At 71.1% G+C, this 14,068-nt stretch carries 11 protein-coding genes; 7 read left to right on the forward strand and 4 right to left on the reverse strand.

What is annotated here, in order from left to right; translation table 11 throughout:
* Positions 1-70 precede the first annotated feature (70 nt).
* Both Pla163_RS15810 and Pla163_RS15815 read right to left on the reverse strand, forming a co-directional pair.
* On the reverse strand, positions 71-910 hold the full coding sequence (locus Pla163_RS15810; protein WP_145190703.1) for an LOG family protein: 840 nt from the start codon (positions 908-910) through the stop codon (positions 71-73).
* A gap of 47 nt (positions 911-957) precedes the next feature.
* The gene (locus Pla163_RS15815) at positions 958-2,088 is read right to left on the reverse strand and encodes a hypothetical protein (RefSeq protein ID WP_145190707.1); all 1,131 of its coding nucleotides are present in this window, start codon (positions 2,086-2,088) and stop codon (positions 958-960) included.
* Between the two features lie 204 nt (positions 2,089-2,292).
* On the opposite strand from Pla163_RS15815, the gene Pla163_RS15820 reads away from it, so the two are divergent.
* Positions 2,293-2,934, forward strand: coding sequence for a paraquat-inducible protein A (locus Pla163_RS15820; protein WP_145190710.1), 642 nt, complete (start codon positions 2,293-2,295; stop codon positions 2,932-2,934).
* A gap of 8 nt (positions 2,935-2,942) precedes the next feature.
* The gene (locus Pla163_RS15825; RefSeq protein WP_419186017.1) at positions 2,943-4,349 is read left to right on the forward strand and encodes an MlaD family protein; all 1,407 of its coding nucleotides are present in this window, start codon (positions 2,943-2,945) and stop codon (positions 4,347-4,349) included.
* Between the two features lie 21 nt (positions 4,350-4,370).
* Here the strand turns inward: Pla163_RS15825 and Pla163_RS15830 are convergent, their stop codons facing one another.
* Together Pla163_RS15830 and Pla163_RS15835 are read right to left on the reverse strand one after the other, a co-directional pair.
* On the reverse strand, positions 4,371-6,566 hold the full coding sequence (locus Pla163_RS15830) for a serine/threonine protein kinase (RefSeq protein ID WP_419186018.1): 2,196 nt from the start codon (positions 6,564-6,566) through the stop codon (positions 4,371-4,373).
* Between the two features lie 56 nt (positions 6,567-6,622).
* On the reverse strand, positions 6,623-7,375 hold the full coding sequence (locus Pla163_RS15835; RefSeq protein WP_419186019.1) for an RNA polymerase sigma factor: 753 nt from the start codon (positions 7,373-7,375) through the stop codon (positions 6,623-6,625).
* 291 nt (positions 7,376-7,666) lie between these two features.
* On the opposite strand from Pla163_RS15835, the gene Pla163_RS15840 reads away from it, so the two are divergent.
* The 5 genes from Pla163_RS15840 (at position 7,667) to dapF (ending at position 14,065) form a co-directional block, all read left to right on the forward strand.
* A complete protein-coding gene (locus tag Pla163_RS15840; RefSeq protein ID WP_145190722.1) occupies positions 7,667-8,569 on the forward strand; it encodes a coiled-coil domain-containing protein in 903 nt (300 codons plus the stop codon).
* A 335-nt stretch (positions 8,570-8,904) separates the two neighbouring features.
* Positions 8,905-10,668 carry a hypothetical protein gene (locus tag Pla163_RS19155; protein WP_419186020.1) on the forward strand — a complete coding sequence of 588 codons (1,764 nt, stop codon included), beginning with the start codon at positions 8,905-8,907 and terminating at the stop codon, positions 10,666-10,668.
* Positions 10,669-10,709: 41 nt separating this feature from the next.
* Positions 10,710-11,936 (forward strand): DUF1800 domain-containing protein, encoded by a 1,227-nt coding sequence (locus Pla163_RS19160; protein WP_419186021.1) that lies wholly within the window; start codon positions 10,710-10,712, stop codon positions 11,934-11,936.
* Positions 11,933-13,168 carry a DUF1501 domain-containing protein gene (locus tag Pla163_RS15850; protein WP_145190725.1) on the forward strand — a complete coding sequence of 412 codons (1,236 nt, stop codon included), beginning with the start codon at positions 11,933-11,935 and terminating at the stop codon, positions 13,166-13,168. The genes Pla163_RS19160 and Pla163_RS15850 overlap by 4 nt, the downstream gene beginning before the upstream one ends.
* Positions 13,169-13,207: 39 nt before the next feature.
* Positions 13,208-14,065: a diaminopimelate epimerase gene (gene dapF / locus Pla163_RS15855; RefSeq protein WP_145190728.1), complete on the forward strand. Its 858-nt coding sequence runs from the start codon at positions 13,208-13,210 to the stop codon at positions 14,063-14,065.
* Positions 14,066-14,068: the final 3 nt, after the last annotated feature.

The raw sequence follows: 14,068 nt of genomic DNA on the forward strand, positions 1-14,068 counted from the left end.
CCGGTGGCGGATCGGTGTGCCCGATCCACCACCGGCGCGGTGGAACTGGTGCGGCCGGAGCGGCCGCGAGCTAGAGAGTCAGTTCGGGCGTGCCCTTCTCCGTGCCGCGGTCCGGCTCGAGACAGTGCTCCTCGAGGAACTTCGAGACGTGGTCGAACGCCGCGTCGACGGAGTCGGTCTTGAAGAAGAGGTCCGTGTCACCGGGCGAGATCGTCCCGAAGTCGATCATCGGCTGGAAGTCGAAGACCTTGGTCCAGAACTCCTCGCCGTAGAGGACGACCGCGATCTTCTTCTTGATCTTGAAGGTCTGCATCAGCGTCAGGAGCTCGAACAGCTCGTCGAGCGTCCCGAACCCACCGGGCATGACGATGAACGCCTTCGCGAGGTAGGAGAACCAGAACTTCCGCATGAAGAAGTAGTGGAACTCGAGCGACAGACGGCGGGTGATGTACGGGTTGTCCGACTGTTCGAACGGCAGTGAGATGCCGAGTCCGATGTTCTCGCCCTTGGCCTCCGACGCGCCGCGGTTCGCCGCTTCCATGATCCCGGGGCCACCGCCGGAACAGACGACGAAGCGGCGGTCCGTGCCCTCGAGTCCCTTCGACCACGTGGTGAGCCGGTGCGCCAGCTCGCGCGTCTCCTCGTAGTACTTCGACATCTCGAGGTCGCGCTCGGCCTTCGCGATGTCGCCGCCGTCCGCGCGCGCCAGTTCGAGCGCCTTCTCGGCCGCCTCGCGCGACTTGATGCGCGCCGAGCCGAAGATGACGATCGTGTCCTTGATGCTCATCTCCTCGAACCGCCGCTGGGGCTCGAGGTACTCGGACAGGATCCGCAGCGGACGGGCGTCGGCGCTGTTGAGGAATTCGGGGTTGTTGTAGGCCTTGATGGGCCTGTGCGGGCTGTCGCTCATGCGAACGGTCTAACGAGCCTCGCGTCCGTTATCCAGGACGTCGGGCCCTAGTCGGTCGCCGGCGGGACCCACAGCGACTGGTGGTAGGCCAGAGTGAAACCTTGCGAGCGCGTCGCCGACTGGCTCGGCCCGCGCATCTCGGGCAGGCTGATGGCAGTGGTCGCGCCAGCTTCGGCGGCTGCGCGCAGGCGGGCCTCGATCAGCGCCTGCTGGTGGCCGCGGCCGCGTTGATCGACCTGGGTCGCCGCTTGGGCCATGACCGCGACCGGGCCCTCGATCCACGAAGCAGCCGCCGCCACGTCCTGCCCTTCGTCGCTGGAGAGGAAGAGCTGCCACGCGGGATCGTCGAACTCGTGGGCGAGCCGCTCGGGCCGGCGCTGTTCGTCGTCGGCCGCGAGTTCGAGCGCGCGGATCAGGGTGCGTCGCCAGGATTCGAGGTCGCCTCCGAGCGCGCGTCGAACCGCCGAGCGGCGCGGGGTCGCCTCGATCGGCAGCGTCAGGTCGCGCCAGAAGACCGCATCGAGCCCGGCGACTCGCCAGCCCCGCCGGTGCAGGCGCTCGGCGTTCTGCTCGAAGTCCGCGACCGGGAGCAGGCGCACCGTCGGTTCGGGGTGCCGGGCCGCGTGACGAAGGGCGGCGTCCAGCTCCGAGTCGCTCGCTCCCTCGAGGCCGAACGCCTCCGTGTAGCCGGGACCGACCGCGAGTCCGATGCTGCCGTACTCGAAGAAGCCCCAGCTCGGATCGCGATGCTCCCAACCGGCGAGTCCGCGGGCCCGGGCCGCGAGTGCGGCGCGCTCGGCCTGGGCCAGTCGCTCGATCCAGGCGTCGGTGTGCGGCGCCGGATCGTCGGAGTCCGGAGCGAAGCCGCGCGCGCGCCGGGCCCCGATCGCGTCGGGATCGACTTCGCGCTGCGCCTTCGACCGGGCGAAGAGCGCATCCAGGTCGTTCGCGCGCTCCTGCTCCTTGGACAGCGCCGCCTCGAAGCGGTCGACCCCGCGCCCGTGCCGTTCCTCGACGCGCCGCGCCGCGCGGGCCCAGTCGTCGGCGAGATCCGCCTCGCGCGTGAACGGGGTCGCGCTCCCGGCCGGTTGCCAGGCGACGACCTTCTGGGTCAACACGTCGGCCGTCAGTCGCGCACGGCAGGACGGACACTCGAGTCGCAGTTCCTTGGAGGCCATCGGTCCATGCTACGCAGCACGTCGAGCGGAACCGGTGCGGCGGCCGGCCATCCACAGCCCCCACCCACCCACCCACCCACCCACCCACCCACCCACCCACCCACCCACCCAGGGGAGACCGGCCCGACCCGCGATCGGTGTCGGACGAACGGGGCGAAACGTCCTAGACTGCGGCGCGCGCCGGGTTCGGCGCGTTCACGTTCCATGACCGCACCGCGCACCGTCGAAGGCTGGGTCCGCAGCTGCCACTGCTGCGGACTCGCGCACTGGGTCGAGCCCGCGCCGGCCGGACTCGAACGCGTGTGCGCGCGATGCTCGACCGCTCTGCCGACGCCTGGCTCCGGTCGCGGCCGCAACCGCTGGGCCGTCGGCGCGGCGCTCGCGGGGCTGGCTCTGTTCCCCCTCGCGATCGGTCTGCCGCTGATGGAGATCGAACAGCTCGGCCGGTCGCACGCGTCGAGCATCGCGCAGGGCGTCGTGTCGCTGCTCGCGGCGGGCGAGGTCCTGGTGGGCCTGGCGGTGCTGGTCTGCTCGCTGGTCTTCCCGCCGCTCAAGCTGCTCGGCATCGCGGTGCTCGGGACCGCGCCGCGCTGGCTGCGCTCGTCGGAGCGCCGGGCGCGCGCCTGGCACGCGATCGAGTTCGTCGGGCGCTGGGGAACGCTCGACGTGCTCCTGGTGGCCGTGCTCGTCGCGGTTCTCAAGCTGGGCGATCTCGTCGCCGTCCACCCGGGCCCGGGCGTGTCGGCCTTCGGCGCGATGGTCGGGCTCAGTCTCGTCGCCAGCACCCTCTTCGATCCGCACGCCATGTGGGCGAGCGAACGCTCCCGCGAACCGACCGCACGATGAACGACTCAGTGAGCACCCACCAAGCGACCCTGGTCGACGCACCGCTGGCCGATCGCAAGGGTCTGGGCTGGGCGTGGATCCTGCCGGCACTCGCCGCGTTGCTCGCCGTTCTGCTCGCGTGGTCCTACTGGAGCGAGCGCGGCGCGGTGGTCGAGGTCACCTTCCAGGTCGGGCACGGTCTGGACGCGGGTTCGGACGTGCGCTTCCGCGGAACGTCGATCGGCACGGTCGAATCGGTGCGACTCGATCCCTCCGGTGGCGGACTGCGTGTGTCGTTGCGCCTGCGACCCGATGCGGTCCACCTGGCGCGCGAAGGATCGCGCTGGTGGATCCCGCGGCCGCGCGTCGGACTGGCCGGCATCGAGGGGCTCGACACGCTGCTCGGTTCGAGCTACGTCACGCTCGAGGCTGGACCCGCTGACGCTCCGGCGTCGCGTCGCTTCGAAGGCATCGAGGAGCCGCCCGTGCCGGTCCCGTGGGGCGACGGACTGGAGCTCGTGCTCGAAGCGCGCCGACGCGGCGGACTGACACCTGGCGCGCCGGTCTACTTCCGGCAGGTGCGGGTCGGAGTCGTGCTGTCGGTCGGGCTCGCCAGCGACGGGAGCTCGATCCTCGCGCGCGTCTCGATCTCGCCCGACCACGCGGCGCTGGTGCGCACCAACACCGTGTTCTGGAACGAGTCGGGACTGCGTTTCGAAGCGGGCCTGGGCGGCATCGACTTCGCCTTCGACTCGATCGAAGAGGTGCTGACCGGCGCGATCGCCTTCGCCACGCCGCCCGAGGCCGGTGCGCGAGCCCGCACCGGCGCGCGCTTCCCGCTCGCGGCCGAAGCCGACGCCGACTGGCTCGACTGGGTCGCCCGACTGCCGGTCGGCCCGTTGGCCGACGCGCCGGCGGGACCGCGCCCCGAGCCCGTCCGTGCCGCACTGGGTTGGAAGCGCAAGCGCCTGCTCGGCAGTTCTCACGAGCGCCTGAACGGCTGGTGTCTGCGGCTCGCGAACGGTTGGATCGGCCCGCGCGACCTGCTCGAGTCCCCCACCGACATGAGCGACGTGACGCTCGCGATCGGCGGCGAGGCTCACGAGCCGCTCGCGGCGTCGCAGGAAACCGGCAACGTCCGCGTCGTCGCTGCGGACCAGGATGCGCGCGGATGGCCGCTCGATCGCATTCGCGCGCCGCTGGAACCCGAGAGCTGCCTCGTGTTCGGCGATCCGATCGCTGGAGCGCGCGCCATCGATGCGACGCGACTCGAGAGCGGAGCGGACGCGACCTGGCTGCTCGGCGATGCGGGCGCCTTCGGCGACGACTGGCACGGAGCTGCCGTCGTCGCGCGCGCGGACGGCGCGCTGATCGGGATCCTGCTGGTCGACTCCGCGGGAGCGCGCATCGCCGTCGACGTGCCCGTCACCCGCTGACCGGGCGACGGGCGGCGTCGCTCAGCGCAGCAGTCCGGTCAGTCGAGCGAGCTCGGGTCCGCGACCGACGAGCCGCCCGTCGTTCTCGACGTCGCTCGCGATGAGCTGGTGGCGCGTCGGCTTGTGGCGGTCGTCGAAACCGAGCCACAGCACCGCGTCGGGGCCGAGTCCGGCGTCGATCCAGGCCTGCAGTCGATCCTCGCCCGACGTGTCACCGACCGACTTCATGAGAGCGGCAGCGCGCGCCTCGGCCAAGAGGCTCTCCTCGTCCACGTCGGCGAAGTCGATGTCGGACGACTCGCTGACGACGCGCCAACCGAGGTGATCTCCGAGCGCGGCGACGACGGTGTCGAGTTCGGTGCGCTCGGCGTCGTCCAGCAGTTCGTGCGGGCGTTCGGTCAGCAGCACGACGAGCGGGCCGTGCGCGGACTCGGCCTCGGCGCCAGGTGCGACGGCGCTCGCGAACAGGGCTCCCTCGGCGTGCGCTTCGGACCGTCCCGAGCGCAGCTCGACGCGGTTGGAGAGGTCGTCGCGCGAGACGTCGATCCGACTCGGCGCCGGCGTCGCGACGGCCATCGGCTCGCTGAAGGGCGACGAGGACGACATCGAGACCACGAAGAAGCCGAGGAAGACGAACATCAGCATGACGGCGCCGAGACTCGCCACTGCGAAGCGCGAGCTGGGCGGACGTTCGCTCGCACGCTGGGCGCGGGCACGGCGGTGGGCCTCGCGTGCCTCCTTTCGGCGTTGGCGTCCCGAGACGCGCTCCATGTGCTCGATCCTGCGCCGTTGGTGCGGGAGCGGCGGAGGCGTGGTCCGCGTACTGGCGCGGGGTGCACGTCGCAGCGGCGGCAGCGGACGGTCGGGGATGGCGTCGAGCTCGACAGCGGCTCCGCCCATCGACGGCAGGTCGGCGGGACGGACGGCGAACGGGTCGGGAGCGGCCGCGACCTTCGCCAGATCGGTCAGCATCTCGCCGGCCGAGCCGTAGCGCTGGCTCGCGTCGGCCATCGCGCGACGAACGACCCAGGCCAACGCTTCCGGGCAGCGCTTGGTGAAGCGGCTGAGGTTGCCGTGGGCGGGGAACGAGTCCTCGATCATCGAGTAGACGACCGCGCCGGCGCTGTAGAGGTCGAACTTGACGCCGTCGACCTCGTGCACCTTCACGCCGCGCATGGCCTGACGCACGAGGTCTGGATCGCGGTAGTACTCGGTGCCGTGGGTCGTCAGCGTCATCGCCGATGCCAGCGGCGTGACGAGGCCGAGGTCGATGAGCTCGAGCTGGTTGCCGTTCGCGACGATGTTGCTCGGCTTGATGTCCTTGTGCCAGACGCCCGCTTCGTGGAAGCGTCCGATGATCTGGACCAGGCTGCAGGCGTAGCCCACCACCGCGTCGAGCGCCGGGCCTTCCAGGCCTTCGGGGCCCGCATCCTCGTGCAAGCGACGCGTCACGACGCCCAGGTCGTCGCCCGGGACGTAGGGCATCACGTAGTAGAAGCGCTCGCCCTCGGAGCTGTGCTCGAAGACGAGGCCCATGTTCCGCGCCGCTTCGAGCGCGCGGTTCTCGCGCATCATCTGCGGCAGGCTCGAGCCGAACTGCAGGCCGAAGGCCTTGATGACGACGCGCGACGGGAGCTGCACACCCTGGGCGGCCATGCGGGCGACGTGGTCCTCGGTCGGCGACGCGAGGAAGAGCTGGGCGCCGGAGCCGCCGGGCGGAAGCGTCGCCTCCACGCGGTAGCCCTCGAACTCGAGGTCGGCTCCCTCCGCGCGCGGGGCGCGGGCGACCACGTCGACGACGCGGTCCTCGAAGCCGTCGATCATGAAACCGAGTCCGACCAGCCGCAGGGGCCAGCCGATGGCCGCCAAGTAGAGCGAGGCGCCCGAGGCCCGCAGCTCCTCGCCGCTCGAACGCACGTAGTGACGCGACGCGGCCCAACGTCCGAGGGCCACGTTCAGGACCGCCATCGGTAAGAGGAGCGCGGCCGTGGCCAACGCGCCCACCGCTCGCACCGCTTCAACCACGATGCCGCGCACGCACTCGAAGAGGTGTCCGATCAGGCGGCCGATCATCGAGAAGGTCCAGCCGACGCCCTTGAAGAGCGCTCCGATCAGCCAGAAGAGCAGGACGAAACCGAGGATCGAGGCAAGGATCACCCCAACGACGGCCAACACGGGGTGAAGGCTCATCAGGAGGGCCGGCTGGGGGATGGACATGGGTTCCATGGGACGGACGGGCGCTCGGAAGGATGGCGCACCGGGAGCAACCGGTGTCAGACCCCCGTCGAGCGGTCCAGCTCCGCGCGGAACTGGGCGTAGCGTTGGTAGACCTCCGCCACGGCCTCGTCGAAGAGGGCGTCGGAAGCCTTGTTGGGATTGGCGTCGAGCCCCTTGCGGCTCGCCTCCTCCAACTCTTCGTCCGTGAAGCTGAAGCGCGCCATCACGTCGCCCAGATTGCTGCGCACCCGGTCGCGGACCTTGGTCAGCCGGCGACTCACCGCGGCTTCGGAGAGACCGAGCGAGATCGCGACGTCCTTGCCCTGGCGCCCCTCGAGGACCCGGAGGCGGTAGACCTCGAAGTCCATCATCTCGGTCTCGCGCTCCACGGAGCGCAGGGCGGCTTCGACCTTCGCGCCGATGATCAGGCCTTCGTAGCGCTCGTCGGGCGGCGCTTCGTCCCCGGCCTGGTCGTAGGCGTGGTCGAGGTCCATCGGCTTCTTCCCCGCTCCGCGCTTGAGCGCCATGCGGCGGTCGAACTCGTCCGTCAGCGTGTACTTGGCGATGGCCAGGAGCCAGGTGGAGAAGCGCACACCGCGACTCGGGTCGTGGCTGTCGATCGCGGTCGCCAGAGCCGTCATCGTCTCCTGCGACAGGTCCTGGACCGTCTCGGCGCCGATCCGGCCCTTGCCCCAGCGCGCGAACTGCGCCCGCAGCACGGGCCCGAAGATCTCCCACAGCTCGAACCACGCCTGGGGATCGCGCGTGCGCAGGCGCTGGATGAAACCGGTGGTGACGTCTTGGACCATGGGGCCGGGGGAGGCTCGAGCGAGGCTTGGGCGGAGGATGCGACGAGGACGCCGCGGGCTACGCAGCCTACCCGAGGGCATTCAGGCCCGGGCCCCGACTCGCCCGAGCGGTCGAGCCGTGGATTTTCGAGCGAACGGGCGCAAGCGGCCGGGCCGGCCTCCCAAGAACCACCCGTCGCCGCGCGGCCCACGCCGCCCGGCCCCATCGACAGCCTCGAACTCGAACAGACCGACCACCGGCACGATCGAACCCGCCCGTCGCGGGACCTGTGCCAGGACACGACGCCAACCATGTGCATCCTCAAAACCGCATTCCGAACCCTCGTCATCGGCGGCCTCGCCCTGGGCGTCCTCGCCGGTGGTTCCATGCTCTTCGCCGGCCCGGATCGCACCGCGGCCATGTTCCACCACAGCCGTGAGTTCGTGAACTCCGCCATCGACGCGCAGATCGACGACACCACGGCCATGCGGGAGAAGCTCCGCAACCTCGAGCGCGAGTACCCGCAGCGCATCAGTCAGGTCAGCGGCGACCTGGCGGAGATCCGCGAGCAGATGCGCCAGCTCGATCGCGAACATCGCGTCTCGGCGCGGGTCGTGGAGCTGACCGGCCAGGAGGTCGCTCGCCTCGAGAACCAGCTCACCGACGTGGACTCCCAGCTCACGAACGTGCCGGCTTCGACCTACACCTCGGGTAGCAGCATGCTCGCCGTCCGGCGCGACACCCTGCGCCGCGAGGCCCAGCGCGTGCACCAGACCCGCGTGGTCTACCAGCAGCGCGCGGACCAGGCGATCACCGACCTCGGCTACCTCGAGAAGCAGGCGCAGCGCCTCGAAGAAGCGCTGACCCAGCTCGAGAACGAGCGCACCCAGTTCCAGTCGCAGCTCATGCAGCTCGAGCGCCAGATCGACGCGATCGACCGCAACGAACGCATGATCGAGATGATGGAGAAGCGCCAGCGCACGCTGGACGAAGTCTCCCGCTACGACGCCTTCAGCATGGACCACGTCACCTCGAAGCTGTCGGAGATCCGCAGCCGCCAGGAGGCCGAGCTCGACATGCTGACGACCAGCCAGGGTGCCACCGACTGGGAGGACGCCGCTCGTTTCGACCTGGACCGCCAGTCGACCGGCGCGAGCTACGAACTCGAGTTCGGCGCCGACCAGTTCCAGCTGTCGCCGGTGACGCGCAACTGACCGCTGGACCGCTCGCGGTCCACGGACGGCAAGGATCCACGGGAGGGCGGACGCCCTGACCGGAAGGGGCCTCTTCGCGAGAAGAGGCAGTGGGAAGCGGGGAGCGCCGGGGGGCGCTCCCCGCGCTCGTTGGCCCCGACTTCCGCGCGTTCGGCGCCGGACTCGTCCCGACCCGCCTGTCCCCGAAGCCGCTCGTGGCCACAACTCGGGGAAGGGCGCCGAACCCGTGCCACCGCCGGAATCGAACGGGACACAATCCCAGAGCAGTCGGGTCGCACCCGTCCGCCGCGCGACTCCACGTCGATCGCTCCGCATCCCACGTCCGTCAACAGGCCATGTTCACCGCACTCGCTCTCTGCGCTCTCGCCGAACTCACCCAGCCGCTCGCCGTTCGCGAGGACGGCTTGGTGCACACGCCCCCGATGGGCTGCCTCGCCTACGTGGAGTGGCGCGCGCCGCAGGACACGGTCGCGACGATCGCGGGGCACGAGGTCCTCGGCCCGATGGTGGGCGAACTGGCGCGCCAGGCCCTCGGCGAGAACGCCGACCTCGAGGCCCTGTTCGCGGCGCTGGCGAACGAGGGCGAGTCGACCGCCGACATGCTCGCGCGGCTCGGCGGCGACGGCCTGGCCCTGTGGCTGACGTTCGAGCAGTTCGCGCCGGTCTTCTCGCTCGCACTTCCGGCCGCCGACGCCGAAGCCGGAGCGGCGCGTCGCATCGAGCTGCTCCACTCGCTGGAGCGCATGGTCGAAGCGCCGGGAGCCCTGGCGACGCCGAGCGAGTCGATCGAAGGTGTGGACGTCTGGGCGCTCGGCGACGCGTTCTTCGTCGTCGGCAAGGGCGCCAACACCTACGTGTCCAACTCGCGCAACGCGCTCGAACCCTTGATCGTCGAGCGGCGGTCGGTCCGCGGGCGGCGCGCGCTCGAGCGCTTGACCGAGACGCACGCCCGTCGCGCCAGCGGCTCGGACCTGTTCGCCTGGGTCGACATCGGTGCGATCAACGCTCTGGCCGGTCTGGCCGGCGGCGCGCTGCCGACCGAGGGCCCCGGGGCGATCCTCACGACGCTGACCGAGCTGCCCGGCAACCCCCGTGCGCAGAGTCTGCTCGGACCCGGCATCACGCGCTTGGCGGAGGGTCGTTCTTGGTCGCTGCGTGCGAACGTGGATCGCCAGAGCGTCGAACTGCAGCTCGCTTCCGACGGGATCGCGACGCCTTCCGCACTCGCACCGACGACTCCAGCTCCCGCCCCGGTCGTCATGGGCACGGGTCCCAACACCGCACACGCGCAGGTGTATCGCGACTTCGGATCGATGCTCGCCCAGCGCGACACCCTGTTCGCTGGACCGGAGCTCGCTGGCATCGCCATGACGGTCTCGCAGCTCGAGCTCTTCCTCGGCGGCCTGACGCTCGAGGACGACGTCCTGCCCGCGGTTTCGCCCTGGATGGAGCTCGTGGGTCGCACGCTCGCGTTCGCCGATACGCCGCGCCCCGACCTGCGCCTCCCCGGCGCCGCGATCGTCCTGCACGTCGGCACCGACGGCGCGATCGGCGAACACCTCGACGCCGCCTTCCAAGGCTTGATCGCAGTCACCAACGTCGGACGCGCCGAGACCGGAGAGCCGCCGCTGCGCATGGTCCTCGGCCGCGACGGCGAGCGGACCTGGACCTCCGCTCGCTTCCCGACTCCGGCCGAGGGAGCACCGGTCGACGCGATCCACAACTTCGTCCCCGCGGCGGCCCTGGTCGGCGAACACTGGATCCTCGCCACGCACGAAGAGCTGCTGATCGACCTGATGGACGAGATCGCGGCCGAGAAGGCCTCCGACGGCGCGGCGATCGGTACGACGACGGGCGCCCGCCCCGTCCGCGAGCACCTCACCATCACGGGCGTCCCTCTCGCCCGCCTCGCGAAGCCTCAGCTCGACGCATTGGCGCTCATGGCGTCGCTGGAGAACGGCACGTCGCGCGAAGCGGAACGCGAAGACCTCGAAGGACTGGTCTGGATCCTCGAACGCACCGATGCCGACGTGACCATCGATCATGCAGCCGACGCGGTCGTCGTCTCGGCGCGCCTTCACTTCCCGCTGGTGCGGTGAAGTCGGAGAACCGGTTCGACGCCCCCCCGCACCCCGAAAGCGTGAGAACGACGACCGAACTCGACCGCCCGACCGCCGTCCACGTCCTGCGTCGACTGTGCTTCGGGGCAGCGCCGCAGGACGTCGAGCGCTTCGTCGGTGAGTCCGTCGCGGACGCCGTCGAGCAACTCGTCGAAGGTGCGCGGAGCACCGAGCCGGACCCCGCGATCACGTTGCTGCTCCCGACCGGTGAACTGGGCTACGTCCAGTCCTGGTGGTGCGAGCAGATGCTAGGAACGCCAGAAGGGCGCTGCGCCGAGCGCGTCGCTCTGATGTGGCACGGACACTTCGCCGCGTCCAACGACAAGGTGGACGACGTGCACCTGATGCACGGGCAGTACCGTCTGTGGCGCGAACGCGGACTGGGCGACTTCCGCCAGCTGTTGCAGGCCGCGCTGCGCGATCCGGCGCTGCTCGTGTGGCTCGACGGCGTCGACAACGTGAAGGGTCGGCCGAACGAGAACCTGGCGCGCGAACTCATGGAGCTGTTCGCCCTCGGGATCGGCAACTACACGGAAGCCGACGTCCTCGAGGCAGCGCGCGGACTGAGCGGCTGGCGCGTCGTGAAGCGTGCCGCTCGTTTCACGCCGAGCCGCCACGACGGGGGCGCGAAGACCGTTCTCGGCACGACCGGCGAGTTGGACACGAACGGCGTCGTCGCTGCGGTTCTCGCCCGCCCTGCCTGTCCCCGGTGGATCGCGGACCGCCTGTGGCGCACGTTCGTGGGGCGCGCGCCGACCGCAGGAGACCTCGAGGCGACGGCGAAGGAGCTCATCGCCGCGAACTGGGACATCGGGCGCACGCTGGTGTGGCTCGCGACCCGTCCCGCGTTCCTGGCGACCGACGAACGGGGCACCCGAATCGCTGGACCGATCGAACTGGTCGTCCGCGCGACGCTGGAGACCGGCGCGCGCCTCGCACCGAAGGAACTGGCCGAGTCGGCGACGCACATGGGGCAAGCGCTCCTACGTCCCCCGTCGGTCAAGGGCTGGGACGGCGGGCGTCAGTGGCTGGACTCGACCGCGTGGATCGCACGGCAACGTTTCGCGGGCCGCGTCGCGGAAGTGCTCGGGGACGGAGACGACTTCGATCCGTTCGAGCGCCTCCTTCCCGAGGATCCCCGCCCCTCGTGGCGTGTCGCCGTCGAGCGGATCGCCCAGGACTCCGAGTCGCCCCGGCGCACGCTCGTCGCCGCCGTCCTGGCCAGCGCGGAGTACCAACTGCAATGACGGAGCGAATCGGATCGTTCGGGCCGGCGAGACTCTCGCGCCGCCGCTTCGTGGTCGGTGGCCTCGCCATCACCGCGCTCGGTGCGCTGCCGACGCCTGGTCTCGCACACACGAGTTCCAGGCGCGGCGAGCGCGAGACGATTCTCGTCGTCGTGCAACTGACCGGCGGCAACGACGGGCTCAACACGCTCGTGCCGGTCGCGCAGGACGCCTGGTACCGGGCGCGTCCGAGCCTCTCGCGCGTGGCCAGTGGTGCGCACGAGCTGGGATCGGGCTTCGCGCTGCACCCTGCACTGGGTCCGCTCGCGCCGTTGTTCGAAGGTGGCGAACTGACGTGCCTGCACAGCGTCGGCCATCCCGATCCGGACCGCTCGCACTTCCGTTCGATGGAGGTCTGGCACACGGGTTCGCTGGAGCGGCGCAGCGCGAACGAGCGCCCGACCGGGTGGCTGGCCCGACTCGGCGAGCAGATCATCGCGCGCGACGGGAGCGCGCCGGCGATGCTGCACGTCGGCGGCGGAGCGCTGCCGTTGTCGCTGGTCGGCGCCGAGGGGCCCGCTCCATCGGTCGCGGACCTCGAACAGCTGAGACCGGGGGGTGGAGCGACCGCTGCCGCCGTGCGCGCCGCGCTCTACGCCGAACCTGGGTCGGAAGCGGGAGACGCGCGCGACGTGGCGTACCTGCGGCGCACCGCCCGCGCCGCCGTCGATCTGGGACGGCGCCTCGAGGACGGCGCGCGTGCGCCGCTGGCCGCCGACTGGCCCCGACACGAACTGGCGCGCGACCTCGCCCTGGTCGCCCGCTTGGTGCGTTCGGGCCTGGGCGCGCGCATCTATCAGGTCGAGCTCGGCGGCTTCGACACCCACCGCGGACAGCCGACGATCCATGCCGAGCTGCTGCGCCAGCTGGGCGGGGCCCTGGCGGCCTTCCAGGCCGAGTTGAGCGCGGCCGGGCGCGCGGACGACGTGCTGACGCTCGTGTTCAGCGAGTTCGGTCGCCGCGTCCGCGAAAACGCGTCGGCGGGCACGGACCACGGCGCCGCGGGACCGGTCTTCGTCCTCGGACCGGCCGCACGTGGCGGCTTCGTCGGGACGCCGCCCGACCTCGAGCACCTGGTCGACGGCGACCTCCCGCACGGCATCGACTTTCGCTCGGTGTACGCGACGCTCGAGTCCCGTTGGCTGGGGCTCGATCCGTCGAGCGACCTTCCGGGCACAGCGTTCCTCGCCTGAGTTCCGGCCCGACGGCGCGCCCTGCTACGCTCGCGCGCGATGGAGACCGTCGATGCCGTTCGGGGGGAGGGCTGCGGGAACGCCTACCTGTTCGTGGACGCTGCCGCTGCGCACGTGGCGGACCGCGTGCGCGAGTTGGCGCCCAGCAGCACGCCGCGCTGGATCGCAGGTGTCGGCGGAGGCCGCCTCGACGGCGTCATCCTGCTCGAGCGCGCGCGCGACGTCGTGCGGCAGGTGACGGTCTGGAACGCCGACGGTTCGCGCGGCGAGGTCTGCGGCAACGGCCTGCGTGCGGCGGCCGTCCTCGTGCGTTCGGTGGACGGCGTTCGAGCCGGCCTGCTCGCGAGCGACGCCGCGATCCATCGTTTCGGGTTCGAGGACGACGGGCGCGTCGCGGTGTCGTTGCCGCCACCGGTGTTCGACGCTGAGCGCATCCCGCTCGACGTCGGCTCCGCGGCACGGGCGCGCGCCGACGAGGACGCCCCGTGGGAACTGCTCCTCGCGACGGCCGAGGGACGCACGGCGCGCGGGTACGCGCTCTCGATGGGCAATCCCCACCTGGTGGTGCCGCTGGAGCACGCGCCGGTCGGCGTCCTGCCCGACGCGGCGCTGCTCGAGGGGCACGCCGCGTTCCCCGAGCGGGTCAACGTCAGCTACGTCTGGCGCCTGGACGCGGGGCGGATCGGCCAGCGCACGTTCGAACGCGGCTCGGGCGAGACGGCCGCCTGCGGCTCGGGCGCGTGCGCTTCGGCGGTGGTCGCCCGCCACCTGGGTTGGTGCGACGATCGACTCGTCGTGGAGCAGCCGGGTGGAACGCTGGAGATTCGCCTGGGCGGCGATGCGCTCGAACTGGTCGGTCCGGCGACGATCGGTGCGCGCGAGTCGCTCCGGCTGTGAACT

It is taken from the genome of Rohdeia mirabilis, from assembly GCA_007750655.1.
In the GTDB taxonomy this organism is placed as follows: domain Bacteria; phylum Planctomycetota; class UBA1135; order UBA1135.

What these genes read in the sequence shown, in the direction of transcription:
- Pla163_RS15810 (WP_145190703.1), bottom strand. Translation starts at nt 910, where the DNA reads ATGAGCGACAGCCCGCACAGGCCCATCAAGGCCTACAACAACCCCGAA.
- Pla163_RS15815 (WP_145190707.1), bottom strand. Translation starts at nt 2,088, where the DNA reads ATGGCCTCCAAGGAACTGCGACTCGAGTGTCCGTCCTGCCGTGCGCGA.
- Pla163_RS15820 (WP_145190710.1), top strand. Translation starts at nt 2,293, where the DNA reads ATGACCGCACCGCGCACCGTCGAAGGCTGGGTCCGCAGCTGCCACTGC.
- Pla163_RS15830 (WP_419186018.1), bottom strand. Translation starts at nt 6,566, where the DNA reads ATGTCCATCCCCCAGCCGGCCCTCCTGATGAGCCTTCACCCCGTGTTG.
- Pla163_RS15835 (WP_419186019.1), bottom strand. Translation starts at nt 7,375, where the DNA reads ATGGTCCAAGACGTCACCACCGGTTTCATCCAGCGCCTGCGCACGCGC.
- Pla163_RS15840 (WP_145190722.1), top strand. Translation starts at nt 7,667, where the DNA reads ATGTGCATCCTCAAAACCGCATTCCGAACCCTCGTCATCGGCGGCCTC.
- Pla163_RS19155 (WP_419186020.1), top strand. Translation starts at nt 8,905, where the DNA reads ATGTTCACCGCACTCGCTCTCTGCGCTCTCGCCGAACTCACCCAGCCG.
- Pla163_RS15850 (WP_145190725.1), top strand. Translation starts at nt 11,933, where the DNA reads ATGACGGAGCGAATCGGATCGTTCGGGCCGGCGAGACTCTCGCGCCGC.
- dapF (WP_145190728.1), top strand. Translation starts at nt 13,208, where the DNA reads ATGGAGACCGTCGATGCCGTTCGGGGGGAGGGCTGCGGGAACGCCTAC.